The sequence below is a fragment of the Pseudoalteromonas sp. ASV78 genome, from assembly GCF_047806705.1.
GTDB classification, from domain to species: Bacteria; Pseudomonadota; Gammaproteobacteria; order Enterobacterales; family Alteromonadaceae; genus Pseudoalteromonas; species Pseudoalteromonas prydzensis_A.
On sequence record NZ_JBLOPA010000002.1, the window covers coordinates 137810 to 163696 of the forward strand.

Below are 25887 nucleotides of genomic sequence, written 5' to 3' on the forward strand. Positions count from 1 at the left end.
TAATTCCGGTTAACAATCATAACCAAGATTAATGTACCGAACAACATTAACAAAAAATACACAATAGTGTAAATGAAAGTAAATGAACACGAGATAAAAGCGAGGAACAATGAAAAACAAACATAAATTACAAGTAGTTATACTTTCAATTGCATTGATGGGTGGGTGTAAAAAAAATGCAACGCAAGTTGATAGAGATGATGAAACAGTCAATTTAAGTACATTAAAAGAACAAGAGCAAGCTCTTAACTCTTCGAAAAAGCAGCATAACCCTGTCGAAAAGCAATTAATCAGCAAATCCATTAATAATAATGGGGATAAAATTAGCTATAAAACAGATAAATTACTCAAAGGGACAATCGTTTTTAATCATGCAACAGCAGAGCAAGGCATTGTTACAGGGACAGTTTTCATCACTTTGAGAGACGATATACTGCCATTGGAACTTAAAAATACATACGATGTTAAAAAAGTTACAAAGCATACGTATCGATTTTTAGTCGATAAAAATACCGACTTAAAATTAACTATAAGTGATTTAAAACAATTTGCATCTATTGAAAGTACTGAAATCGCTGTTAACTACTCACCGATAGAAGAGCAATTTTAATCACTGCACCACAAAATCAAAATAGCTATTAGGATAGGCTTGTGGCTGATAGGTAAAATGCCACCACTCCATAGCGTAAGGCGAAAATCCAGCGGCCAGCATAAGATTTTTTAACTTATACCTATTCGCTTGTTGTTCTGGGGTTACACGCGGATCGTCGGTATTTGAAATGGTATCGAACATATCAAACAGCGAGCCCATATTAAGCGCTTTACCTTGGCTATCCGTCAAAGTTAAATCAATCGTTGAGCCGCGGCTGTGGCCTGATTTAGCCGCGATGTAGTCACCTAGCAACTGGTCTTTACCTAAGTTGGGATAATACGCGGCTTTGGTTTTTGTGTCGGTTTCGTCATTAACCCAACGTACAAAATGATCAACAGCACGCTGCGGCCGATAACAATCATAAATTTTAAAATTATAACCAGCTTGCTCCGCCTGAGAATGTGCTTTTAGCAGCGCTGCAGCTGCTGTTTTATGGAGTAAGCATTTAGGCGCGTTATAACCTGCAATTGGCTCACCGACAAAGTTTCGCTCGCTAAAGTAACGGATATCAAATAATGCGGTCGGTATTAAGGTTGCCACATCAACAAACTCACTGCGATAGCTGTGAGCTGGGTCAACATTTGTATTGTTAGCTTCGCTGGCAATTGCCGCACAACTAAACGTACCAACACCCAGCAGTGAGATTAATTTAAAACTGATATTTAACAACATAGTTGTGGCTTTGAATATTAAAAACAGGCTATTAATATTGCATAATTAAAAACCATTGCCAATAAATTATTCCATGGAACTTGACATAAAAATAAAATCAGCGGAATACTCGATCAGCATATTATTGCTGTTCGACAAACTCAGATTGGATAAGCTGAGAATCAATAATACACCGATTACGACCCGTTTTTTTCGCTTTGTATAAAGCCTGATCCGCCTGTTTGAGTATATCTTCAACACTTAATTGCATTAGTGGCCAGCCAGATATACCTATCGATATGTTGATACTTCCTACTGGTTCGATGATTGTTTCTGATACCCGCATACGTAGTCGTTCCGCGAGTAAATAAGCTGATTTGGCGTTAATATTAGGTAATATAACAATAAACTCTTCACCCCCCGTACGTGCAACAAAATCATTTTCACGGGTTACATCAACAATAATTTTAGCCAACGACTGTAAAACAATATCACCAATATCATGGCCAAATTCATCATTCACACGTTTAAAAAAATCAATATCGATAGCAAGCACAGTGAATGGCGTTTGCTGTAAAGTGAGTTGCTCTAACATGAGCTCCAGACTACGTCGATTATGCAAGCCTGTAAGGGGATCTGTTTGTGCTTCATGTTTTAATAAACCAATCTGGTTTTGTAATAAACCAACCCCTTTTAGCATCGCTAAACGCAGTTCAGAGCTTTCATAATACCAAGAGCGTACTTGCTTTAACTGCTGCGATGTAGACGGGTTATCAAGTGTTTTTGCGGTTTCTGCTAGTTGCCGTAAAGGCTTTGCAATTAACCGAGCTAACACCCAAATAAACACAAAGGTTGCCAATCCGACCGGCAGAGTTCGATATAAAACATTCATCATTAAATCGTCTAATGGCGCAAATGTAGCGTCTAATGGTCGTTGCGTAACAATGCCCCAAGAAGCACTTTTTAATGGTGCATAACCTGCCAACATCACTATGTTTTGACTATTGGTTAACTGCCTAGTGCCACTTTCACCTCTTAGCACCGCTTCGATCACTGGATTGTTAAAAACTTGCTCACCGACCCGAGAAACATCTGGGTGATAAAGTAAGCGTCTACTTTTATCAACTACATAAATATAGGAACCGTCTTTATGAAAATGTACTTGCAGTAAGTCATGTAAAATTCCTTTTTGCTTGAGATATAAGGTCCCTCCTATATAGCCAAGGTATTCATTTTGAAGGTTAAATATAGGGTGCGAAATAAATATTATGAGGTTGCCGGTGACAGAAATATAAGGTTCACTGATCATTGGTTTTTTATACGCCAACGCTTGTTTTGCACCATCACTTTCTAATAGTTGCCCTTTTATCTTTAGACTCAATGGCGAAAGTCCTAATACCACGCCATTTTTATCGACGATCACCGTTGAGTTAAAGCTATCAGTTTGCAACCTAAGTCGCTGCGCCTCTTGTTCGAGCGTGTTTGCATCATTAAATTGAGTCGCAAGGACTTTTGCTGAATAAGCGAGTTGCTGTTGCGATGCCAATAAAAACCGATCCGTTGCAGAGACGAGTTTAGCCGCATACGCATTATGATTTTTTAAGGTCTGGGATTGCAGTTGCTGCTTTTGTACTTGGTAGCTGGAATAAAAGCTATTTAAAAAGGTGATCATCGTCACTGAAATAGCTAAAAACAAGATTAATTTTTTTAAATCAAGGTTGATATTAATAAGGCTTCGCAAAATAGGTCTACTCTATGCTGGCCTTGTATTTCCTTGGCGATTATCTAAACAACCCATACTAGCAAGTTACTTTCACCAGCTCCAATTCAATTTGCTCTAAACTTGATTTAGCACAAGTTAACAGTGTATTTATTAACTTTTACTTGTTTTAATCGCTTACGCTAAGCGATTGCTGTTTCCCCCCATGCAAAAATCGACTCATAAGCTGGCGTCTTTTTAACAAAATAAGCGAAGAAAATTTACCTTGCGCCAAAAGAATAAATTATTACAATGAGAAAATAAATAACAAATAAAAGAACATTATGGTTAAACATCACTGCCAAAAAATATTACAGCAATTACCCAGTCATCGGTTGCTCGCCTTAGACGTGATGCGAGGGCTGACTATCGCGGCGATGATTTTAGTTAATAACCCAGGAAGTTGGTTATATCTATACTGGCCGCTTAAACATGCTGATTGGCATGGCCTCACACCCACTGATTTAATTTTCCCATTTTTTATTTTTATTGTTGGGATGTCGATCACGCTATCGGTTAATGCCATGCAGGCCAAAGCAATTACCAAGCAAAGCATACTCAGAGCTGGCGTAATACGTACGCTAAAGCTAATTGCATTAGGTTGGTTTTTAGCCCTGTTTTACTACAATTTTCGCGACCCTAATTTCAGCTGGCTAGATGAACGTTTAGCAGGTATTAGGATCATGGGCGTTTTACAACGCATCGGTCTAGTTTATCTCGTTGCCTTAGCTTGTTACCTTTATATAAAACCAAGGTATATTGCACTCACCTTTGTTAGCTTATTAATCGGGTACGGCACATTAATGGTATATATGCCCTATTCATTGCCTAACGGCGAAATCGTTAAAGGGCTGTGGTTACATGGTAATAATCTCAGCGCTTGGCTCGATAATTTACTACTTGGCGCACAACATGTTTACTATGCCAATGCTGAGCCTTTGCCGTTTGATCCTGAAGGTCTACTCTCAACCTTACCAGCCATAGCAACGGCGTTATCAGGGGTATTATGCGGATACTATATAAGTACTGAAAAAAACCTTGGCAAACAAGTCAAAATATTTACCATAGTGGCTATTACAAGCATTATTTGCGGGTGCTTACTTTCATTTGTAACACCAATAAATAAAGCGCTATGGACGCCAAGCTATGTAATGATCAGCTCAGGACTCGCGATGTTGTGCTATGCACTGTGTAGCTATATTCTCGATATTCGTAAAGTTCGCTTATGGAGTGCGCCTTTTTTAGTGTTTGGTGCCAATGCGATTTTATTTTTTATGTTTGCCGGTGTGATTGCACGTATTCTAATTATGATCCCGGTTGGCGAAACGAGCTTAAAAGGTGTTATTTTTAGCAAAGCCCTGCAACCACTGTTAGGCAATTATTTAGGCTCATTTACCTTTTCATTGCTGTTTTTATCGCTTTCTTATTTAGTGATGTATGCCTGCTATAAACGCGGTATTTTTTGGAAAGTCTAAGCCTCATTAAGAGGCTACTTGGCTCACTTTATCCAGTAAATACAACACGGATTGATAATTAACGCCGCTGTGTTGGGTTAAGCCAATTTCACAGCTGCGACTATTAGAAATCCCCGAGCTGCAATTATTAGGCACTTGGCTGCGCAGTGTTTTTAATGCATTAGCGTTTAGCTCTGGTAAGTTAAAGCCTTTATCGCCGGCAAAACCACAACATTCAATATCGGCTGGAATAATCACCTCACTGCAACACGCTTTTGCTACATCCACCAATTGCTGTTCGCTGCCACGGCGCTTACTGCTGCACGTGACATGCAGCATTACCGGCTCTGATTGTGCTGTGAGCGTTAATTTAGGCAGTAAATATTGATAAGCAAATTCGGCGCTTTCAAGCACAGTTAAGCCGCGCTGTTGCGCTGCTGCTGAGGTGGTTAACGCACATGGGCTGGCGTCAAAAATAATCGGATAACGGCCATGTTCAGAAAGTTGTTCAGCAATAGTGAGTAGCTGTTCAGCCTTGCTGGTTGCTTGTTTCGGCAAGCCTTTACTCGCAAATGGCATACCGCAACATAGCTCGTTGACTTGCTTTGGTAGCAATAATTCAATTCCTGCTTTGCTCGTTAAACTGTGCATGACTTGCATGATTGAGCGTTGATCCAGCGCAGTTTCATCTGGGGCAAAGACGCGACTAGCACAGCTTGGCAAGTACACCACTTTATCAAGCTGCGTTGATGCAATGTCGTTACGGTTAATTGGCTGCTCACCTCGCGGCCACGCGGAATAATAAAGCGGTGTGCCAAGCAACTTGTTTGCAGGTTTAGTTAAACTGCGCAGCATTGGCGCACCAATAATATTACGTATCACAGCCAGACTGGTTAAGCCAAACCGTGCCGTGCTGGCAACTGCTGCAAAGTGTTTTACCGCAAAATTAGCCGCGTAACGGGCTGTTTTATTATCGCGTAATTGCTGTGCTCGTAATGACTTAATAAATTCGCCTGTATTGATCCCCACTGGGCACTTCATGCCACATAACCCGGTTGCGGCGCAGCTGTCTATACCTAAGTATTGAAAGTCATTTTCAATACTTTTTAATTGCCGATTAAGTTGCTGTTTAACGCTTAAGTCATCTGTTATGGCTAATGTATTAACTAATTCAGTGCGCCGCCGCCATAAGGTGATCCGCTGGCGAGGCGTTAAGGTCAGCCCTTTTGATGGGCAGACTGTTTCGCAAAAACCACACTCAATACATTTGTCGATGATGTCGTCGCTGCTGGGCATGGATTTTAAATGTTGGATGTGGCAATTTTCATCTGCGTTGATGATCACCCCTGGGTTTAAGATATTATCTTCATCAAACAGTTGCTTAATACGCTGCATCACCGCAAAACCATCAGCCCCCCACTCGGTGGCCACAAACGGTGCCATATTACGCCCTGTGCCATGCTCGGCTTTTAATGAACCATTCAGCTCTACCGCAACCAATTGCGATACATCCTGCATAAATTGCTCATAACGCGCTACTTGCGCTGGTGTATCAAAGGCTTGAGTAAACACAAAATGTAAATTACCCGCTAGGGCATGACCAAAAATAATCGCTTCATTGTAGCCATATTTATCAAATAACTGGTGCAGTGCCTGCACGCCTTGCGCTAACACGTCCAGTTCAAACGCCACATCTTCGATGATCACTGTGGTGCCATTCTCTCGTACAGCCCCTACAGCAGGAAAAGTTCCTTTACGAATATTCCACAATAGCGCGTTGCGTTTTACATCCGTTGAAAACGCCATTGTCACTAATTGATGGGCGCTGAATTTTGCCACTAGTTCATCAATTTGTTGTTGTAAATCAGCCAGCTTAACGGCATCTTCCGCGCGTACCTCAATCAGTAGTGCCGCGCTATCGGCTGGATAACTGTGCACATCTTTAGGCATAATGGCATGTTGTGCCACCGATATCAGTGAGCGTTTATCCAGTAACTCAACCGCCGCGACATCCAAGCTTGCCAGCTGTTTTACCAATTCACAGACTTGGCTTATATCGTCAAAAATAATAAACGCGCTGCTTTTATGGGCATGTTCAACCACCGTATGATAAGTAATATCAGCGATGAATCCGAGTGTGCCTTCCGAGCCAATCATTAAATGTTTGATAATTTCAATGGGATCTTGGTAATCAAGTAACGCATTTAGGCCATAACCAGTGGTATTTTTTAACCGGTATTTATGCGCAATGCGCTGTGCTAACTGAGGATTACTGCTGACCTCGTGGGCAAGCTCAGTGATATCCTTAATAAACTGCTGATGAGTTTGTAAAAATTCAGCACGACTTTGCTGACAACGGGTATCAAGTACTGCGCCGTCAGCGAAGATTAAGGTCATGTCCTTTACTGTATGGTAACTATTTTGTGCAACCCCACAACACATACCAGAGGAGTTATTAGCCGCCATACCGGCAATTTTACAACTATTGATTGAGGCCGGATCAGGGCCAATTTTACGGCCAAAAGGGGCCAGCAACTGATTAACGCGAGCACCAATAATGGCCGGCTCTAAGCGAATAGTATGACCTTGGTTTTCAATTTCATAGCCTGACCATGAGTCGGCAAGTAATACCAACACTGAGTCAGTGATAGCTTGCCCAGATAAACTGGTGCCCGCGGCACGAAAAGTAATCGCGATTTTATGCGTGGCGGCGGCACTAATAACTTGTTGCGCTTGACGTTGATCGCTAACTAATACCACTAATTGCGGCACTAAACGATAGAAACTAGCATCGGTGCCAAAAGCGTAGCGCCTAGCGTAATCTTCAATAAACGCCGAGGCAGGCAGCTTATCACTGAGTTGTTGTTGAAATAGTGTCAGTGCTGTTGCCATTATTTGCCCCTTTGCGTTCTATTAATTAACTCGCTTGGCGACCCACCAAGCATTATGGAATATATTATTACTTGAAATAAGAGCGAATTACCATTAATAAAAGCTCTTCTAATATTATTTTTTTTCATCTAAATAACTATTACGCCTTAATATTTATGTAATGTTAAGGCAAGCATGTGATTCGTCGGTGGTTTTTGCAGTTCTGAAAAAAAACCGTTAACGTGGCAAAAATATGTTGTATTTTAATCCAAAATGGCATTACCATCAGGAATAAAATATTCACAATTAAAATAAGCAATTCAGCTTTGGAGCCTACTGTGTTAAATAAGTTTGCCATATCATCAATTCTCTTTGGATTAGGGTGTTTATTACCAATGAAATCGACCTTTGCAGCGACCAATTTAACCCTTGAGCAACAGCTTGGCCAAAAGCTGATGCTCGATTTTCGTTATTATTGTGAGCAAGACAGCGAGCACACACCTGAGCAAAAATGCCGCAATGCAGTGACTGAATTACCTGCAGATTTAGCCAAACTGATCACTAAACATAATATTGGTGGTGTGATTTTATTTGCTGAAAATATCGATAATATCGCACAAATCGTTAAATTAAATAATGCGATGCAGCAAGCTGCAGCACAGTCGAGCTTAGGTGCACCGCTATTTATCTCAATTGACCAAGAAGGCGGACGTGTTGCACGTATTCCTCGTGATGTCGCCACCTCATTTACCGGTAATATGTCAATTGGCGCAAGTTATGCGGTTCACGGCACCAAGTTTGCTACACAATCTGCGCAAGTGATTGCAGATGAATTAAAAGCCATTGGTGTTAATGTTAACTATGCACCAACTGTTGATGTCAATATGAATCCTGATAACCCGGTTATTAATGTACGTTCATATGGTGAAGATCCGACACTAGTGAGCATCTTAGGCGGCGCACAAGTTGCTGGTTTTGAAGGCAATGGCGTAATTACCTCACTGAAGCATTTTCCGGGTCACGGCGATACCAACGTGGATAGTCATACTGGCTTACCAAAAGTAATGCATGACAAAGAAACTATTTGGGAAAAAGATTTACCGCCATTTCAATCGATCATAAAAAATCAAAACCCAGGCATGATCATGACTGCGCATATTCAATACCCTGCACTGGATAGCAGTACTTTTGTTAGTAAAGATGGCAAAACTATGATCAAACCCGCCACCATGTCGCATAAAATCATCAGCGAATTATTACGTGATGAAATGGGCTATCAAGGTGTGGTGATCACTGATGCGCTAGATATGGCCGGTATTAGCCACTTTTTTGAGCCAATCGAAGCGGTTGTGAATACCTTTGCCGCGGGTGTCGATATTGCATTAATGCCGATTGAAATTCGCAGTCGAAAAGATTTAGTGGTACTTGATCAACTCATTACTCGCTTAGTCAGTGAAGTTAAAAACGGTAATTTAAACGCCGATGAAGTTGCCACATCGGCACAACGCATCATCAATTTAAAAAATAAATTTAAACTCTCGACTGAACTTGACGAATCATTAGCCATGCAAAAAGCGCAGCTTATTTTAGGTGATGAAAGCCATCGTAAAATAGAAGCTGAACTAGCACTTGCTGCCATTACTGAAGTTAAAAATGACCAGCACACTTTACCAATTAAGCTGAGCGCAAACAGTAAAGTACATATCATCATGCCCGATACCCGTAAGTGTCTCGCGTTACAGCAAGCAATGCAGGAACACACGCAGCAGCTCGTTTCGTTTAGTTGTACCAGCTTGCAAGGCTTTGAACCGATTGCAACATTAAAAGCGCTTAACGAAGCAGATATCATCATCGCGGGTCATGCTTCACCAAATCAAAGTGCGGTTGAAGTGGGAGGGATGGATGATCTCTCAGACAATCCAAGCTTCGCGATTGCTCAAGCAGAACAAGGTCCGGCACTTGAAAAACTGCTTCAGCAAGCGCAACAGGCCAATAAGAAAACCGTTTTTGTGAGCTTGCGGGCACCGTATGATATTGCCACATTTGGCCAATATGCGGATGCAATTTTAGCAACTTATGCGTATAACATAGATGTAGATAATAATGTTAAAGTAGCAGGACCGGCTTTTACAGCCCTTGCAAAAGTACTAGTTGGGAAAAAACCAGCACAAGGTACTTTACCTGTTACCGTAAACGGCATTAATAACAACTAAGTTTAAGAGGATACTATGCAACATAACGCATCACTTACGACGCCTTACGCTATTCGAAATATGATCCGTAATGAAGATTACACCGGTCATACGTCAGGGTTTGTGCCTGGTTTTGTACAAGCTAATTTAGTGATTTTACCCCAGAAGTATGCGTTGGATTTTTTACAATTTTGCCAAGCGAATAAAAAGTCATGCCCGATTATTGCAACCAGCCGATTAGCGGGTGCTACCAGTATTCCTAATGTCGCTCATGATTTAGACATTCGTACTGATTTACCGCGCTACCACATTTTTAAGAATGGCCAATTGATTAAAGAGGTCACTAATATCAAAGAGCAATGGCGCGATGATTTAGTAACCTTTTTAATTGGTTGCTCATTCTCATTTGAAGAGCCATTAAAAGCAGCAGGGATAGAAATACGCAATATTACAGAAAATAAAAATGTGCCTATGTACATGACCAATATTCCGTGTGAAAGTGCCGGCATATTCCACTCTAACATGGTAGTGAGTATGCGACCGATGAAACCTGCGGATGCGATTCGTGCGATTCAAATTTGCAGTCGCTTTCCTGATGTACATGGGGCACCGGTGCATTTCGGCGATCCTGCGGCAATTGGCATTAAAGATATTTACCGCCCTAATTTTGGTGAGTCTGTCACCATTAAAGAAGGCGAAGTGCCGGTATTTTGGGCGTGTGGCGTCACTCCTCAAATAGCCATAGCGAATGCCGCGCCTGATTTTTGTATCACACATAGCCCCGGGCATATGTTGATCACCGATATTCAAAATGCCCATATTTCGGCTTTTTAAACGGAAACAATAATGAAGCTCAATTGTGATTTAGGTGAAAGCTTTGGCGCATGGCAAATGGGCCTTGATAAAGAAGTCATGCCGCATATTGATATGGCAAATATCGCCTGTGGTTTCCATGGCGGCGATAGCGATGTGATGGCCAACACCTTGAAGCTAGCTAAACAACATAAGGTACTGATTGGTGCTCACCCAAGCTACCCTGATAGACAAGGGTTTGGCCGTCGCTCGATGGCGTTAACAGCGCAAGAGCTAAGCAACTGCCTACATTATCAAATAGCCGCTATTGAAGGCATGGCAAAAGTACAAGGCCTCACTTTAGAGTACGTAAAGCCACATGGCGCTTTATACAACGATATGATGGTTGATGAAACATTATTAACCACTGTGATGCAAGCTGTTGCCAGTTATCCAAGTGCATTAAAGTTAATGATACTTGCTAGTGCAAACGCTGAGCAGCATCAACAATTGGCCCAGCAATACCAACTGGAGTTAATTTTAGAAGCGTTTGCTGATCGCCAGTACACCGATGAAGGCCTGCTCGTTTCACGAAAAATGGCTGGCAGTGTGCATGATAAGCCTGCATTGATCGCACAAGTTAAACAGTTACTTGCTACAGGCTGTGTAACTACCCGCTCTGGTAAGCAATTACCACTGCATGCCGATAGTTTATGCGTACACGGCGATAACGCCGCAGGTATTGCCCTCATTGCAGAGATCAAAGCACTATGTCACAGCAACTAAGTGATGTGCAATTCAGCCAAGTAATCGAAACCATGATGGTTGAACAAAACCTTCGGGGCATGCAAACTCTTTATGCTCATCAGCAGACAGGGACTTACCTACGCGCTGCAAAATCGTTATTTGCAGCAAAAAACACGGTGTTAATTGGTACCGGCTTTGCGGTAAAACAAACCTTTGAAACCGACGGCCCAGTTGGTGCTATTGCTTTATACAATGCATTGCAGGCGCTTGGCAAACACCCCATATTAGTGTGTGGCAACCCCCTTTACAGCGTGTTAAAAGCTGACTTTAACTGCTTTGAATTACCACTTAATAACTTTACCGATGCAATGACCTTTAGCCAAAAGGCGCTGACTGAATTAAAGCCAGACTGCGTACTCTCAATCGAGCGACCGGGGCTGTGCCATGGTAATAAATACTACAACATGCGTGGTATCGATATCTCTGCTGATTGTGGCTGCTTTGATTTTTTTATTACTCAAGCCCCCTGCCCTACCGTTGCAATTGGTGATGGTGGCAATGAAATTGGCATGGGCAACTTATCTCAGTATATGACCGAGCTGAGCATTATGCCGAGCCTAACCTGTTGTGATGAATTGTTATTGGCTGATGTCTCAAACTGGGCAGCCTACGGCATCATTGCGTTGTTAAGCCGCTGGTGTGGCCAAGATTTACTCGCAGCTGTCGACCCCCTCGCCATCCTGCAATACTTGAGTGAACGCGGCAGCATTGATGGTGTTACCCACAAGAATGAATTAACCGAAGATGGCCTGCATGCGATGCATGGCCAACAACTCATCGCAAGACTACGTCAGCTTAGCGGTGATGCCAATCAGAATGAGGATTTACAATGAGCACGGTGTATTTAAACGGCGATTATATGAGTGCTGAGCACGCAAAAATATCACCAATGGATAGAGGGTTTTTATTTGGTGATGGCATCTACGAAGTGATCCCAGCCTACCATGGCAAGATGCTTGGTTTTGCGGCACATATAGAACGCATGAATAACGGTTTAAATGAGCTGGAAATTAACTTAGATTATACAGCCGATCAATGGCGTGAGATCTGCCAGCAACTGTGCGAAAAAAACCAAGGTGATAACTTAGGTATTTATTTACATGTCAGTCGCGGCGCTGATACCAAGCGTGCTCATGCTTATCCTCACAACATAACACCGACTGTATTTGCTTACGCGTTTGAAATTCCTCCACAGCCTGTTTGCGACATCGATAATGCTAAAACCTATACGGTGTCTGTAGAGCAAGACAAGCGCTGGCAGCGTTGCCACATCAAATCAACCGCTTTGCTTGGTAATGTGATGCACTACCAATATGGTGCGGCAGCGGGTAACAATGAAACTATTCTATTTAACCGCTTAGATGAACTTACCGAAGCAAGTTCAAGCAATGTATTTATTGTTAAAGATGGCGTGATCAGCACACCACCTCTGGATAACCAAATATTACCGGGGATCACTCGCTGGTTAATTTTGACGATATTACATAGCCACAGTGACTTTAAGGTCCAACAGCGCATTATTACTAAGCAGGAGTTATTTGCTGCCGATGAAGTGTGGATCACCAGCGCCACAAAAGAAGTTGGCCCAGTGGTAAAACTCAACGGGCAACCGGTTGCTGATGGCAAGCCTGGCAAAGTATGGCAACAAGTGCAAAGCTTATTTACTAAGCATAAGTTTGATTATTAATAGCGGTAAGCGGTAATTATAAAAGCCGTGTTTGTTAAATCAACACGGCTTATTAAATCCAATTAAATGCTGACTTACTTAGGCTGATACGGCCAAACTTCTCGTACTCCATCACTGTTTTCGCTGACCATGTTTTTATTTTCTTTATCATACGCAACCGCTAAAACTGAGCCACGAATGCGCTGTTGTGCTGCTTTATATTCAGCGAGCAATGTACCGTCTTGCACCCGCCATAATTGCAATGTGCTGTTTGGCGAACCCGTTAAAAACCACTTATTATTATTGATAAATCGCGAATGATTAAACTCGATAAAATTAGCAAATATATTTAACTGCGCTTGCTCAGTGCCCGTTTTTAAATCAACAAATACACGATCATCAACAGAATCAATGGCAAAACCTAACGTTGCATTTTCGTTCATGCTAACGTGGTTAACACGTGTCGCTAATTTAAATTTTTGCAAAATAGCGCCATCATCAGTTGCCCATAAATAAGCAAATTTATCGCTGGAACCCGTGAATGCTGTTTGGCCATCAGCAGATAACGCGACAGAATTAATATCCAGACGATGTATTTGAAATAGCGTATTTTGCTTAGTGTTGGTGTTGATCACATCAGCTTCACCGCTGCGATAAGCGACCACCATTAATTGACCATTTGCTGATAGTGCGATATCACGGGCAATGTTTTGCCCTGTTGACCAACTACCAAGTAACTGCCCAGTTTTAACCGAAAATAAGTGCACTGACATCCGGTTAGAAATATAAAATTTAGTTTTATCATCGCTAACCCCAACCAACTCAACATGCTTAGCATCATCACCGGTTATACAGTTAAACAAGGTCTTCTTAATCGTGTTGTCCCATACGCACACCTTACCTTGCTCTGAAACAACACTTAGCTGGCCGTCATTCGATAATGCGACTGACTCAACAATCTCTTGCGTATGACGAAATTGTGATGTTGACGAAGCTTCAAAGACAGGCTCACCTGAGCAGCCAACCAATACCGATAAAATCCCTGTTAAGCCGAGTTTTGAAATATAAAAACGCACACCTATTCTCACTTATATTATTGTTATTAGACGCGGCTCTAAACTCTTACAAGCTATCAAAGTACCGCGATAGCAACGCTATATTCTCATTTCATCGCCATTTTAGCTATCTGCTTTAACCACTTAGCCCGCTGCTCTGTGGTTGAACTGATTATTGGGCCAATATACGTCATCGAAACAACTTTAATGCCACAAAAGCCTAAAATAGTGTGTTTTAACTGCTTTGTCACAGAGTCGCCTTGAAAATAACGATAATAAAACGGAGGTGTATCAAGCGTTAAAACAACTTCTGCGGTGCGCCCTTTCAGCAGTTTATCGGGGATGGTTTTATTAGGCTGATATCTAAATGCAAAACCAGATAGAAAAGTACGGTCGATCAAGCCTTTAAATTTGGCTGGTAACCCGCCCCACCAAACGGGAATAAACAATACAATATGTTCAGCCCATTGTAACTTTGCTTGAAACTCGACTAAATCCGGCTCCAATGGCTGTTCACTGCTATAGCCCTCACTTAAGTCGGGGTTAAACTGCATCGTATTGAGAGAAAGATAGTGCACATCACTTCCACTATGACATGACGCAATATAAGCTGTTCCCAATGAGCCACAAAAACTGCTGCTTTTTGGATTTGCATCAATCACTAATATATTTTTTTTCATGCTAACTACTCCTTTAAAAGCAGCAGCATACACCCTCCCCTAAAGGGTAGAGTCAAGCCTATCTAAACAATTTTTTATATCTTGATGGTAATATTCTAGCAATTTTTCTTGTTCCCGCAGCGCAGCAATAGCGATCAACACTTGCTGCTTTTTATCTTCTAGCAAAGCCATTACCACAGGCCAATTTAAGTCATGGCGAGTAACTTTTAAATCTTTTAGCTGAGTTAAGCTTAACCCTAATAACTGTGCTCGTTTTATCAGCGTCACAAACTCCACATCAGCGTTTTCATAAATACGGTAACTCCCTTGACGTTTTATGTTCGTCAGTAGACCTATCCTTTCATAATGCCTAATTGCTTTAATTGACACTCCTGAACGCTTTGCCATCTCACCAATATACACCAGTCACTCCTTAGTCTGTTTGTTCATAATATTAATATAGGAGTCAACATAGTAGCGTTCTTTATTCGCAGCTAAATAGTCTAACAGCTGTGCGTGCGCTGCAACTGATACACTCAAATGATCACCACCGACACCATGAAAAAGAATATTAATCAGCTGTACTTCCTCGGGTACAGTTTTCACATAATCAATCAATTGTTGCCCAGTTACATTTGATGGCGCCCATAGTACTGAACGACCATTATCGTCATCAAGCCCTTTGATAGCTATAAAATGCGCTCGTAACGGCGCTATGAAGTCGCTTTGGGCAGCTTGGGTATCAAAGCAAGGGGGCGTGAATGTACGCTGCGTTTTGCCATCAAGTGCTTGTAAGAATACATTCGCCGTTAGCACTTCACGTATCGCGCGTTCAGCGGTGTAATTATCAAGATTTTGCTCTTCGCTAACCCATTCTCGCGATGCTTTTGATGCGCTGCAGGGGTGAAATAAACTGTGATTACCAAGTTCATGCCCTTCACTTGCTAGTGCTTGCCACTCACCCATACGTGATTGCACATTCGCTGAGTTTGGAACTATATAAAATGATGCTTTAAAGTTATATTTATTAAGTGCAGGTACTGCGTTATCGAGCTGACTCGCTAACGCGTCATCATAAGAAAGGCTAATAGCGATTTTATTGTCTGGCCAGGTTGGTATTCGTTGCGCGTTAGCCGCAGGGAAACTAAACCCTGCGAATAACGCCATCAAAACCGTTATTTTAGTCATGCTTTTACCGTTAAATTGCAAGGTTATGCAGCGTGGCTGAAACAAAACACATTCAGTTTATTACCATCTAGATCACGGAAATAACCGGCATAAAACCCCGGCATTTCACGCGGTCCAGGCGCACCTTCATCGGTTGCCCCAAGTTCAATTGCTTTTGCATAAAAAGCATCTACTTGCGCAGGGCTGTCTACAGCAATCGCGATCATAGTGCCATTACCGACTGTTGCAACATTACCATCATATGGTTTAGTGATGGCAAAACCAGGTTGCTGAGGATCAACACTCCAAGCGACAAAATTATCTGTTTCTAAAAAACGTTGCGCATTGAGTAAAGAGAATAGTTCATCGTAAAATGCCACTGCATTTGGCAATTTATTGGTGCCTAACATTGTATAGCCAATCATCTGAGCTCCTTTGTCTTATTTTGCTTAAATAACAAACTGAATTTAACGCTAAGATCATAGTACGTCTACTGCTAATAATGCTGATGAGTATTTATTAGCAACTAAATAATCATCGCCTTTACTTTATTTATTAACTTATTAACCCTATTATCAATAGCCTTACTAATGACACTAAACTAAACAGCAAAATATTATGGACTTTTCTCTTTATACTAAACTGAGCCCACAACTTCACCATAATAGTTATTGCTGTGAGTTTGATAGTAGCAGTTTTATTAACAGTGACTTTTTAAATTATCAGATTTTGTTTCCACAACAACTACAAAAGGCAGTTATTAAACGAAGAGCTGAATACCTCGCCGGCCGTTTTTGCGCTAAACAGGTGTTAAGTGCTCTCAATATCCCCTGTTTCGATATTATCTCAGGCCCCGATCGCGCCCCCATCTGGCCCGAAAACATTATTGGTAGTATTACCCACACCCAGGGCGTCGCAATGGCAATGGCGTGTCAGCACACTGATGTCGCTGGAATTGGTATTGATATAGAGCAACTAATGAGTGCAAAGCAAGAACTAGAGCTACAAAAGCAAATTTTGCATCCTGATGAATATCCACTATTTAGACAATTGGCTGAGCAGCTTTCACACCCATTAACAATAATTTTTTCAGCAAAAGAAAGCATTTTTAAAGCGTTATACCCAAGCGTAAAGCAATTTTTTGGTTTTGAAGCAGCCAAGCTAATGGCCTTTGATGAGCAGCAATTGCAATTTACAATAACCAACACACTTGCATCAGCAGTGCCTAAAAATACTCAAATTACGGTGTTTTACCAAATAAATGCAAGCATCGTACTCACTGAGTGCGAGTTTACTATCGCACCTTAACCACTAAAAAGATTGATGGCGGCTATCATTATTAATTCCTATTCATTTTAAAGGTATTCATCGCATCATGGTGTACCTTTGGGTTTTGTTATTCTATAACGGTTAGGTGCGATAATTAATAACAAGGAATTAAAATGAAATTGATTGCCCCCGCAGCCCTCCTAACCTCACTGTGCTTTTCAGTATTAGCCAATGATAACCTGCAGACTCTACAACTTGAAAACGTATTCGACCTTGAATATGCCAACCAAATTGAAATGACCAATGATGGTAAAACGGTGTACTTTGTTCGCAATCGCATGGACATTAAAAGCGATAGAAAAGTCAGTAATATTTGGTCTGTAGATAGTAATTCAAAACAACTACAACCACTTACATCTGGCGTACATATGGACTATGCGCCAGTACTTTCTCCTGACCAATCACGCTTAGCGTTTATTTCCACTCGCGATGGCAGTAGCCAAATTTATGTTAAGTGGCTAAAAACAGGCGCACTAGCAAAAATTAGTAACCTGACCCAAAGCCCTTCAAATTTGCAATGGGCACCTAATGGACGGCAACTGCTGTTTAGCCAATTTGTCCCGAGCAAAGTTAGTGCCCCTATTAATTTACCAGGTAAGCCTGAAGGTGCCAGCTGGGCAGAGCCTGCTAAATTTATTGATGACGTATATTATCGCGCCGATGGCGGCGGTTATAGCAAACCTGGTTTTCGTCATTTGTTTACTATTGATGCCAATGGCGGTAATGCTCGTCAGTTAACTTCTGGTGACTTTGATCATAGTGGGCCAGTTAGTTTTGCTGATGAAGGAAATACTCTTTATTTTTCGGCAAATCGACATGCTGAATTTAGGCTCAAACCAACTAATTCAGAAATTTATCAACTGACATTAAACGACTTACAGATCACCGCAGTTACCGACCGAGTGGGCCCTGATAACCAACCACACGTTTCACCAAATGGTCGCTACCTCGCCTACACCGGTTATGATGATAAATTGACCAACTATGAAAATAGCCAATTGTATATTCGCGATTTAAAGTCAGGGGAAACCACTAGTTTAACCAGTGATTTTGACCGTAGTATCGGGCAAATAAAATGGGCTGATAACTCTAATGGGCTTTATTTTAGCTACGCCAGCGAGGGGCAAACCGTGCTTGCTTATCAACCACGCAGTGGTAAGCGTAAAGTCATTACCGAAAAAATTGGTAGTGTATCTTTTGGTCGCCCGTACTCTGGTGGTGATTTTGATATCAGCGCTGACGGTGACGTGGCAATCACGCTTGCTGATAGCCAACGCCCTGCTGATGTAGCCATAGTTAAAAATAGCAAAACGCAGCGGCTAACTAAATTAAATGATGATGCCTTAGGTAACAAGCAGCTGGCGAAAGTAGAAGAAATTTGGCTGAAATCAAGCCATGACGACTTACCAATCCAAGGCTGGGTTGCTTATCCTCCAGGGTTTGATAGTAGTAAAAAATACCCGCTTATTTTAGAGATCCATGGCGGTCCTGTGGCCAACTATGGTCCGCACTTTAGTGCTGAAGTACAATTATTTGCCGCCAAAGGTAATGTGGTTTTATACATGAACCCCCGTGGCAGCGATTCCTACGGCAAACAGTTTGCTCAAACCATTCATCACAATTACCCAAGTAACGATTTTGATGATTTAATGACAGGTGTTGACGCCCTACTTGCCAAAGGTTTTATTGATCAGTCAAAACTGTTTGTAACCGGTGGCTCAGGTGGCGGTGTACTTACGGCGTGGATTGTTGGCCATACCGACAGATTTGCCGCCGCTGTTGTTGCCAAGCCGGTGATCAATTGGATCAGCTTTGTACTAACTGCTGACTTCTACCCATTCTTTGCCGATTACTGGTTCCCAGGTAAACCATGGCAGCATATTGAGCATTATATGCGGCGTTCACCCATCAGCTATGTTGGTAATGTTAAAACACCAACTATGCTATTAACCGGTGAAGCGGATTACCGCACGCCCATTTCTGAGACCGAGCAATTTTACCAAGCACTGAAACTACAAGGGGTTGATACCGCGATGGTACGTATTCCTGATGCATCACATGGTATTACGCAGCGTCCATCAAACTTAATGGCTAAAGTGGCTTATATCCAATGGTGGTTTGATAAGTATAGTAAATAGAAGTGAGTTTGCGAGTTTGCGAGTTTGCGAGTTTGCGAGTTTGCGAGTTTGCGAGTTTGCGAGTTTGCGAGTTTGCGAAGCATTGTAGGCGCGATTTATATCGCGCCATATTCGCAACATAAAATAGTCATTTATAAAAACATTACGCGGGGTAAACCCGCTGCTACTCGCTAACTTTCCCCTTGCTAACTTTCCCCTTGCTAACTTTACTCTTGCTAACTTTACTCTCGCTAACTTTTTGTAAACCCCCTTTACAGCAATAATGTAAGTAACTCCTTACATACTTAAACTAAATATCGGACTTTGTAAAAAATCGAGTTAGTAAAATTTCGGTTTATGACATTTTTGGGTCGCTAAGTTAGTAAAAAATCGGTTTGAGTCACTGTTTATGGCGTTTGAGTTGGTAAAAAAGTGGTTTACTGTGGTTTCGAGTTGGTAAAAAATCGGTTTATATTTTTACTGTAACGACCAATTACAGCTGTTTTTATCTGAAATCGCCCTTGCCAATCGCCAAAAAAGCGATTTGATCGCAGTATTTGTTAAAAAATAGCAAGCAAAAGCTAAGCTGGTTAAATACTGATCCAAAAATTTAGGCCAAAATAAGCAGCTAGTTAAATACTGATCCAAACAATCATTGTGGAATTACCAGCTAGTTAAATAGTGATCTGAGTGGGAAAGTTAGCAAGTTGGAAAGTGTAAAGCTGAATATCCTCTGTAGTTGCTAGCATCAAAAAAGGGCCTTGCGGCCCTTTGTAACATTGTTGAGTTGGACTGTTATGTTAGAACTGGTTCATAGTATTTGCTTCACCGCCGGCTTTAAGGGCATTGTCACCTGAGAAATACTCTTTGTGTGTATCACCGATGTTAGAACCCGCTAAGTCTTGGTGCTTCACAGAAGCTTGCTCACGACGAATTTCTTGACGTTGCACATCACGTACGTAAGCCAGCATGCCTAAGTCACCAAAGTAGCCTTCAGATAGAATATCAGTACTTAACGCGGCTGTATGGTACGTTGGTAAAGTAATTAAATGATGGAAAATCCCTGCTTCACGTGCGCCATCGCGTTGGAAGTTTTGTACTAACACATCGGCTGCTTGTGCCAATTCAGTATTATCCATTTCAGGTGCCATCAGTGCCTTATTATCATCAATGCTTGGGTAAGCTGATAAATCTTTACCTTCATCAAGCCACTGTTGATAAACCTGCTCACGGAATTTAAGTGTCCAGTTAAATGATGGTGAATTGTTGTAAACCAGTTTCGCGTCTGGTACTTGCTGTTTAACACGATTTACCAATTCAGCGATTTGCTTAACGTGTGGTTTTTCAGTTTCAATCCACAGTAAATCGGCGCCTGACTGCAAGCTGGTCACACAATCAAGTACCACACGGTCCTTCTCTGTGCCTTCGCGGAATTGATAAAGGCCGTTATCAAGGCGGGTTGGTTTGCACAATTGGCCGTTAAGCTTCATTGCCGTGTCGCCTTCGTTTAAGTCCTCTACGCCGTTAATCGGTGTGGTTTCTAAAAACGCATTGTATTGGCTCGCAAGATCGCCAGGTGTTTGCGATACCGGCACTTTTTGGGTCAAACTTGCACCCAGTGAATCAGTACGCGCTACGATAATGCCGTTATCAATGCCAAGCTCTAAAAATGCATAACGTACCGCATTAATTTTTGCTAAAAAGTCTTCATGCGGTACCGTTACTTTACCTGCTTGGTGACCACATTGTTTTGCATCTGACACTTGGTTTTCGATTTGAATGGCACATGCGCCGGCTTCAATCATCTTTTTAGCCAGTAAATAGGTTGCTTCTTCATTACCAAAACCGGCATCAATATCGGCAATAATTGGCACTACATGACTTTCAAAGTTATCAATTTTATCAAGTACCGCTTGCACATCACCACCGTTCGCTTTGGCGTTATCTAAGTCTTTAAATAAATGGTCCAGTTCGCGGGCATCAGCTTGTTTTAGGAAAGTATAAATTTCTTCAATAAGTGCTGGCACAGAGGTTTTCTCATGCATACTTTGATCAGGTAGAGGGCCAAACTCAGAGCGCAGTGCCGCGACCATCCAACCACTTAAATATACGTAGCTACGCTTGGTGGTTTTTTGGTGACGCTTAATCGCCATCATCATTTGTTGCGCAGTAAAACCATGCCAGCAGCCTAAAGATTGCGTGTATTGACTGGTATCAGCATCGTATGCAGCCATATCTTCACGCATAATATCTGCCGTAAATTGTGCGATATCTAGTCCGGTACGAAAGCGATTTTGTAAACGCATACGACTGGCGTACTCAGGGTTAATAGCTTGCCATGGTTTACCTTGTGCTTGACAAAGAGTTGCTAACGAATCGGTTTCACGTTGATAAGTAGTCATAATAAAAATCCTTTGAACGGGTTAAAACAAAATTAATATTGCTGGTTGTGAGAGAGGCTAATGAGTATCAGCTCGTTAGCGCTTAACTCAACATTAGGCTGATTTTTCAGATTTAGTAAATTTATAGTTGTTATGCTGGCTATATACTTTATGAATGGCCAAAACCACACTGAGCGGTCGTTTTTGAGTTATGGTTACAGCACGACAATCTACAATCGTCATTTAATTAACACCGCAACCGTTTAAAAGGATACCGATTATGACCACCTCTCACAGCCAGTTTGGGTTAACTGTAAATAACCAATTAGCCGACTTTATTAACCAACAACTGCTACCTGGCACCGGCATTAGCGAACAGCATTTTTGGCAAGGATTTGCTGATATTATTGATGATTTAAGCCCCATCAACCGCCAACTACTTATTAAACGTGAAGATCTACAACATCAGATTGATAGCTACCATGTTGCACACACCCACTGGGATGCTGCGCACTATCAACAGTTTTTAACCGATATTGGCTATTTGGTTGCTGAGCCAGAAGATTTTTGCATTGAAACCGATAATGTAGAGCCTGAAATAGCACACACCGCAGGCCCGCAGCTCGTTGTGCCAGTAAGCAATGCACGCTTTGCTCTTAATGCTGTAAACGCTCGCTGGGGCTCGTTATACGATGCTTTATACGGCACTGATGTGTTAAGTGAAGTGGATGGAGCCGAAAAAGGCAGCACTTATAATCCTGTTCGCGGCTTTAAAGTAATGGCCTATGCAAGGCAGTTTTTAGATAAAGCCATCCCCCTTGAAAATGGCTCACATATCGAAAGCACTAATTATTCGGTAGTGAATGGACAGCTTTTTATCACCTTACGTGATAGCTCACAAACTGGGTTAAAACAACCAACACAACTTGTTGGTTTTCAAGGTGAAGCACAAAATCCAACGGCTATTTTACTGCTCAGTCACGGCTTACACATTGAGCTACAAATTGACCACAATCACCCAATTGGTAACGCCGATAAAGCCGGTTTAAAAGACGTGGTGCTAGAAGCCGCATTAACAACCATAATGGACTGTGAAGACTCCGTTGCCGCCGTTGACGGCGAAGATAAAGTGCAGGTTTACCAAAACTGGCTTGGTTTAATGAAAGGCACGCTGGTTGAATCATTCACTAAAGAAGGTAAAACCATTGAGCGTACACTGGCGCCAGATCGCAACTACAGCGGGGTTAATGGCCAACCGTTGACTTTAAAAGGCCGCAGTATGATGTTCATCCGTAATGTTGGCCACTTGATGACTAATCCTGCAATACAAGATAGCCAAGGTCGGGATGTATTTGAAGGCATTATGGATGCGGTGATCACAGCCACTGCAGCGCTGCATGACTTACAAGGTAATAGCCCAGTTAAAAACTCCAGCGCAGCCAGTATCAATATTGTAAAACCCAAAATGCATGGCCCGGAAGAAGTCGCCTTTACAAACACTCTATTTAGCCGCGTTGAGCAGTTACTACAGCTTCCTGCAAACACCGTGAAAATGGGCATTATGGATGAAGAGCGCCGCACTTCTGTCAACCTTAAAGCCTGTATAGCAGCAGCAAAAGAGCGCGTTGTATTTATTAACACTGGCTTTTTAGATCGCACAGGGGATGAAATTCATACTTCAATGCAAGCCGGTGTGGTACTACCAAAAGCAGCAATTAAACAACAACCTTGGATAGCCGCGTATGAAGATCGTAATGTTGATATCGGCTTGCAAACCGGCTTAAGTGGCCGCGCGCAAATCGGTAAAGGTATGTGGCCAATGCCTGATAAAATGGCATTAATGATGGAGCAAAAAATTGCCCATCCGCAATCTGGCGCAAACACCGCCTGGGTTCCCTCCCCGACTGCTGCTACGTTACATGCTATGCACTACCATGATGTTGATGTATTTGCCTGCCAAAAAGCCATCTCTGAACGTCAACAAGCCAGTTTAACGCAGCTACTCACCCCACCTTTGATGGTCGATCCGAATAGTTTAACTAAAGAAGACATTCAGGCCGAACTTGATAACAATGCACAAGGTATTTTAGGTTACGTGGTGCGCTGGATTGATCAAGGCGTTGGCTGCTCTAAAGTACCTGATATTAACCACATAGGCTTGATGGAAGATAGAGCAACCTTGCGTATATCAAGTCAACATATGGCTAACTGGTTGCATCACGGAGTGTGTACACAAGCGCAAATAGAAAACACCATGGCCAAAATGGCTAAAGTTGTGGATGGTCAAAATGAGGGCGATGCTAACTATATTGCGATGGCTGATTCTGAGCAAAGTTTAGCGCAAAGTATTGCCTACCAAGCCGCCCTAGCCCTTGTGTTAGAAGGGGTTAAGCAGCCTAGTGGCTATACTGAACCATTATTGCATGCGTTTCGTATAAAGTTTAAAGCGCAACAATAACTCTCCTTCGAGTTTGTTAGTGTCATATTGCCAGCCCTCGGGCTGGCTTTTTTATTAGCTATTCATAACTACAATGAATGGCTAACATTCAGCAACCAACAAAAAAGCGCATTAAAAATAATGCGCTTTCAAAACAACGGCGTAATCTTACGCAAGATTTATCCTAGCTAACTTTACTCTCGCTAGCTTTACTTAACTAACAACCGTTGCATTGTGATAAACATGTTGTACGTCATCACAATCTTCAAGCATAGTTATAAACTTTTCAAAATTAGCGATGTCGTCCGGATCAGTGATATCGACATGGACTTGCGGTACGAAGGTAATTTCGTCAACTTCAAAGTTAATATCTGCAAATGCATCTTCTAGCGCGGTTTTTGCTTTGTAATATTCAGTATGAGGGGCAAATACAGATACTTTACCGTCTTCCACTTCAACGTCAGTAACATCAACATCAGCCATCATCAGCGCTTCAAGCACCACTTCATCATCATCCCCCGAAAAACCAAGCACAGCTAAGTGATCAAACATATGGGCTACACAGCCTGGCGTGCCTATTTTAGAGTCTGTTTTAGTGAACGGTAAGCGAACATCTTTGATAGTACGATTTGGGTTATCTGTTAAACAGTCAACTATCACCATGCAATTACCAGGGCCATAACCTTCATAGCGTGCTGTTGAATAGTCTTCCCCGGCACCACCTGCTGCTTTTTCTATCGCTTTTTCGATAACATGCGCAGGAACTTGATCTCGCTTGGCACGTTCGATTAAACGTTTCAGAGATTGGTTTACTTCTGGATCAGGTTCACCATTTTTTGCCGCAACGTAAATTTCTTTGCCGTATTTAGAATTAACTTTGGTCTTCGCATTGGCTGTTTTTGCCATGGCGTTTTTACGGACTTCAAATGCTCTGCCCATCTTATGCCTCTATTGGAAACTCGATATTGCCGCCATTTTAACAATTCACGCAGTTTTCAGCTAGTGATTAAATGGCTACAAAATTACGATTAGATATTTAATTTTTTATGGCTTAGTATTAATAAAAATAAAACAACATGCTATTTAACATAATAATAAAAATTCGTTAAACAGTGGACTATGAGATCCGAGATTGTTGCTGTTTTTCACTTAATTGATTTATTAACCCAGGTAATTCAGAAAAGTGCTTTACAATGTAATCGGCTTGATTGGCATACGCAGGAATATCGCTCGGTGCATATAAGCAGGCTCGCATATTAGCATTATGTGCGGCTTGGATATCATAAAGGTAGTCGCCTACATAAAGTATATGCTGTTGCTCCATTCCCCATAATGTTGCAATTGCATTTAAGGCACTAGGATCAGGTTTTGCTGGTGCATCACTGCGAGTGAGTACAGTGTGGATAGGCAATGGGTTTTTTTTTAATTTAAGTGCAGCTGCGCGGTCATAATTACGCGTTACGATTGCCATCGGTAGCGCTTGATCTTTTAACAGTGCAATAGCCTGCGCTACACCAGGTAGAAGAACGGCGTGTTGAGCATCTATAAGCTCGTGCTGGTGAACAATATTCATTGCTTCTTCACGCATATAGGGCGAAGGAAGCTGGGCTATAAAACTAAGTAAATCGAGCTCTGCTGGGCAACCAATTTGTGCCTTTATCAGGGTGAAATCTAACTCCGATGACATAAGCGTGCCATCTAAATCAAAAATGACCCCAGTGACCATGCTCTGATGCATATTCATATCATTCCTTGTATATTACTTCATTTTCATCCGCATAACTTAACTCCCTATAAGATAGTTTAACTAATTGGATATGAAAAGAAACATATTAATATTTAATATAAAAAATTAATAAAAAACGCGCACAAAACTACTGTGCGCGTCGGTTGGGGGA

General features: G+C 41.8%; 21 protein-coding genes. 10 read left to right on the top strand and 11 right to left on the bottom strand.

The window, feature by feature from the left end; all coding sequences use genetic code 11:
* Nucleotides 1-109: 109 nt before the first annotated feature.
* Complete coding sequence (locus ACMVDV_RS18810) at nucleotides 110-610, top strand: hypothetical protein (RefSeq protein WP_416159206.1); 501 nt, start codon at nucleotides 110-112, stop codon at nucleotides 608-610.
* On the opposite strand, the gene ACMVDV_RS18815 is transcribed toward ACMVDV_RS18810, so the two are convergent.
* Together ACMVDV_RS18815 and ACMVDV_RS18820 are read right to left on the bottom strand one after the other, a co-directional pair.
* A complete protein-coding gene (locus tag ACMVDV_RS18815) occupies nucleotides 611-1324 on the bottom strand; it encodes a M15 family metallopeptidase (protein WP_416159207.1) in 714 nt (237 codons plus the stop codon).
* A gap of 121 nt (nucleotides 1325-1445) precedes the next feature.
* Nucleotides 1446-3044, bottom strand: a complete 1599-nt coding sequence (locus ACMVDV_RS18820) for a sensor domain-containing diguanylate cyclase (protein ID WP_416159208.1) — start codon at nucleotides 3042-3044, stop codon at nucleotides 1446-1448.
* Nucleotides 3045-3346: 302 nt separating this feature from the next.
* On the opposite strand from ACMVDV_RS18820, the gene ACMVDV_RS18825 reads away from it, so the two are divergent.
* Complete coding sequence (locus tag ACMVDV_RS18825; RefSeq protein WP_416159209.1) at nucleotides 3347-4537, top strand: acyltransferase family protein; 1191 nt, start codon at nucleotides 3347-3349, stop codon at nucleotides 4535-4537.
* A gap of 6 nt (nucleotides 4538-4543) precedes the next feature.
* On the opposite strand, the gene ACMVDV_RS18830 is transcribed toward ACMVDV_RS18825, so the two are convergent.
* Complete coding sequence (locus ACMVDV_RS18830) at nucleotides 4544-7408, bottom strand: FAD-binding and (Fe-S)-binding domain-containing protein (protein WP_416159210.1); 2865 nt, start codon at nucleotides 7406-7408, stop codon at nucleotides 4544-4546.
* A gap of 374 nt (nucleotides 7409-7782) precedes the next feature.
* Between ACMVDV_RS18830 and ACMVDV_RS18835 the strand changes: the two genes are divergently transcribed.
* Genes ACMVDV_RS18835 through ACMVDV_RS18855 form a run of 5 tightly spaced genes read left to right on the top strand, consistent with a single transcriptional unit; the run spans nucleotide 7783 to nucleotide 12865 of the window.
* Nucleotides 7783-9600 carry a glycoside hydrolase family 3 N-terminal domain-containing protein gene (locus ACMVDV_RS18835; RefSeq protein WP_416159211.1) on the top strand — a complete coding sequence of 606 codons (1818 nt, stop codon included), beginning with the start codon at nucleotides 7783-7785 and terminating at the stop codon, nucleotides 9598-9600.
* 15 nt (nucleotides 9601-9615) lie between these two features.
* Nucleotides 9616-10413 (top strand): putative hydro-lyase, encoded by a 798-nt coding sequence (locus ACMVDV_RS18840; RefSeq protein ID WP_304180976.1) that lies wholly within the window; start codon nucleotides 9616-9618, stop codon nucleotides 10411-10413.
* A gap of 12 nt (nucleotides 10414-10425) precedes the next feature.
* Nucleotides 10426-11157 carry a 5-oxoprolinase subunit PxpA gene (locus tag ACMVDV_RS18845; RefSeq protein WP_304180978.1) on the top strand — a complete coding sequence of 244 codons (732 nt, stop codon included), beginning with the start codon at nucleotides 10426-10428 and terminating at the stop codon, nucleotides 11155-11157.
* The gene (locus ACMVDV_RS18850) at nucleotides 11142-12011 is read left to right on the top strand and encodes a glutamate cyclase domain-containing protein (RefSeq protein WP_416159212.1); all 870 of its coding nucleotides are present in this window, start codon (nucleotides 11142-11144) and stop codon (nucleotides 12009-12011) included. The genes ACMVDV_RS18845 and ACMVDV_RS18850 overlap by 16 nt, the downstream gene beginning before the upstream one ends.
* On the top strand, nucleotides 12008-12865 hold the full coding sequence (locus ACMVDV_RS18855; RefSeq protein ID WP_416159213.1) for an aminotransferase class IV: 858 nt from the start codon (nucleotides 12008-12010) through the stop codon (nucleotides 12863-12865). Before ACMVDV_RS18850 ends, ACMVDV_RS18855 begins: the two co-directional genes overlap by 4 nt.
* A 74-nt stretch (nucleotides 12866-12939) precedes the next feature.
* Here the strand turns inward: ACMVDV_RS18855 and ACMVDV_RS18860 are convergent, their stop codons facing one another.
* The 5 genes from ACMVDV_RS18860 to ACMVDV_RS18880 form a co-directional block, all read right to left on the bottom strand.
* Entirely contained in the window at nucleotides 12940-13920 is a 981-nt protein-coding gene (locus ACMVDV_RS18860; RefSeq protein ID WP_416159214.1) for a WD40 repeat domain-containing protein, read from the bottom strand.
* Between the two features lie 86 nt (nucleotides 13921-14006).
* The gene (locus ACMVDV_RS18865) at nucleotides 14007-14579 is read right to left on the bottom strand and encodes an NAD(P)H-dependent oxidoreductase (RefSeq protein WP_416159215.1); all 573 of its coding nucleotides are present in this window, start codon (nucleotides 14577-14579) and stop codon (nucleotides 14007-14009) included.
* A gap of 39 nt (nucleotides 14580-14618) precedes the next feature.
* Nucleotides 14619-14981 (bottom strand): MerR family DNA-binding transcriptional regulator, encoded by a 363-nt coding sequence (locus ACMVDV_RS18870; protein ID WP_416159216.1) that lies wholly within the window; start codon nucleotides 14979-14981, stop codon nucleotides 14619-14621.
* Nucleotides 14982-14984: 3 nt separating this feature from the next.
* Nucleotides 14985-15746 (bottom strand): polysaccharide deacetylase family protein, encoded by a 762-nt coding sequence (locus ACMVDV_RS18875; RefSeq protein ID WP_416159217.1) that lies wholly within the window; start codon nucleotides 15744-15746, stop codon nucleotides 14985-14987.
* 23 nt (nucleotides 15747-15769) lie between these two features.
* Nucleotides 15770-16150, bottom strand: a complete 381-nt coding sequence (locus tag ACMVDV_RS18880) for a VOC family protein (protein WP_304180991.1) — start codon at nucleotides 16148-16150, stop codon at nucleotides 15770-15772.
* 193 nt (nucleotides 16151-16343) lie between these two features.
* Here ACMVDV_RS18880 and ACMVDV_RS18885 point away from each other — a divergent pair, with 193 nt between their 5' ends.
* Entirely contained in the window at nucleotides 16344-17033 is a 690-nt protein-coding gene (locus tag ACMVDV_RS18885; protein WP_416159218.1) for a 4'-phosphopantetheinyl transferase family protein, read from the top strand.
* A 134-nt stretch (nucleotides 17034-17167) separates the two neighbouring features.
* Complete coding sequence (locus ACMVDV_RS18890) at nucleotides 17168-19192, top strand: S9 family peptidase (protein WP_416159219.1); 2025 nt, start codon at nucleotides 17168-17170, stop codon at nucleotides 19190-19192.
* A gap of 779 nt (nucleotides 19193-19971) precedes the next feature.
* Here the strand turns inward: ACMVDV_RS18890 and ACMVDV_RS18895 are convergent.
* Nucleotides 19972-21573 carry an isocitrate lyase gene (locus ACMVDV_RS18895; protein ID WP_304180997.1) on the bottom strand — a complete coding sequence of 534 codons (1602 nt, stop codon included), beginning with the start codon at nucleotides 21571-21573 and terminating at the stop codon, nucleotides 19972-19974.
* Between the two features lie 259 nt (nucleotides 21574-21832).
* On the opposite strand from ACMVDV_RS18895, the gene ACMVDV_RS18900 reads away from it, so the two are divergent.
* Complete coding sequence (locus ACMVDV_RS18900) at nucleotides 21833-24010, top strand: malate synthase G (protein WP_416159220.1); 2178 nt, start codon at nucleotides 21833-21835, stop codon at nucleotides 24008-24010.
* A gap of 192 nt (nucleotides 24011-24202) precedes the next feature.
* On the opposite strand, the gene ACMVDV_RS18905 is transcribed toward ACMVDV_RS18900, so the two are convergent.
* A complete protein-coding gene (locus ACMVDV_RS18905; protein WP_416159221.1) occupies nucleotides 24203-24928 on the bottom strand; it encodes a YebC/PmpR family DNA-binding transcriptional regulator in 726 nt (241 codons plus the stop codon).
* 178 nt (nucleotides 24929-25106) lie between these two features.
* Complete coding sequence (locus ACMVDV_RS18910; RefSeq protein WP_416159222.1) at nucleotides 25107-25733, bottom strand: HAD family hydrolase; 627 nt, start codon at nucleotides 25731-25733, stop codon at nucleotides 25107-25109.
* Nucleotides 25734-25887 lie beyond the last annotated feature (154 nt).

Coding starts and splice junctions, on each gene's coding strand:
- ACMVDV_RS18810 (WP_416159206.1), top strand. CDS start 110: ATGAAAAACAAACATAAATTACAAGTAGTTATACTTTCAATTGCATTG.
- ACMVDV_RS18815 (WP_416159207.1), bottom strand. CDS start 1,324: ATGTTGTTAAATATCAGTTTTAAATTAATCTCACTGCTGGGTGTTGGT.
- ACMVDV_RS18825 (WP_416159209.1), top strand. CDS start 3,347: ATGGTTAAACATCACTGCCAAAAAATATTACAGCAATTACCCAGTCAT.
- ACMVDV_RS18830 (WP_416159210.1), bottom strand. CDS start 7,408: ATGGCAACAGCACTGACACTATTTCAACAACAACTCAGTGATAAGCTG.
- ACMVDV_RS18835 (WP_416159211.1), top strand. CDS start 7,783: ATGAAATCGACCTTTGCAGCGACCAATTTAACCCTTGAGCAACAGCTT.
- ACMVDV_RS18840 (WP_304180976.1), top strand. CDS start 9,616: ATGCAACATAACGCATCACTTACGACGCCTTACGCTATTCGAAATATG.
- ACMVDV_RS18845 (WP_304180978.1), top strand. CDS start 10,426: ATGAAGCTCAATTGTGATTTAGGTGAAAGCTTTGGCGCATGGCAAATG.
- ACMVDV_RS18850 (WP_416159212.1), top strand. CDS start 11,142: ATGTCACAGCAACTAAGTGATGTGCAATTCAGCCAAGTAATCGAAACC.
- ACMVDV_RS18855 (WP_416159213.1), top strand. CDS start 12,008: ATGAGCACGGTGTATTTAAACGGCGATTATATGAGTGCTGAGCACGCA.
- ACMVDV_RS18865 (WP_416159215.1), bottom strand. CDS start 14,579: ATGAAAAAAAATATATTAGTGATTGATGCAAATCCAAAAAGCAGCAGT.
- ACMVDV_RS18875 (WP_416159217.1), bottom strand. CDS start 15,746: ATGACTAAAATAACGGTTTTGATGGCGTTATTCGCAGGGTTTAGTTTC.
- ACMVDV_RS18880 (WP_304180991.1), bottom strand. CDS start 16,150: ATGATTGGCTATACAATGTTAGGCACCAATAAATTGCCAAATGCAGTG.
- ACMVDV_RS18885 (WP_416159218.1), top strand. CDS start 16,344: ATGGACTTTTCTCTTTATACTAAACTGAGCCCACAACTTCACCATAAT.
- ACMVDV_RS18890 (WP_416159219.1), top strand. CDS start 17,168: ATGAAATTGATTGCCCCCGCAGCCCTCCTAACCTCACTGTGCTTTTCA.
- ACMVDV_RS18895 (WP_304180997.1), bottom strand. CDS start 21,573: ATGACTACTTATCAACGTGAAACCGATTCGTTAGCAACTCTTTGTCAA.
- ACMVDV_RS18900 (WP_416159220.1), top strand. CDS start 21,833: ATGACCACCTCTCACAGCCAGTTTGGGTTAACTGTAAATAACCAATTA.
- ACMVDV_RS18905 (WP_416159221.1), bottom strand. CDS start 24,928: ATGGGCAGAGCATTTGAAGTCCGTAAAAACGCCATGGCAAAAACAGCC.
- ACMVDV_RS18910 (WP_416159222.1), bottom strand. CDS start 25,733: ATGAATATGCATCAGAGCATGGTCACTGGGGTCATTTTTGATTTAGAT.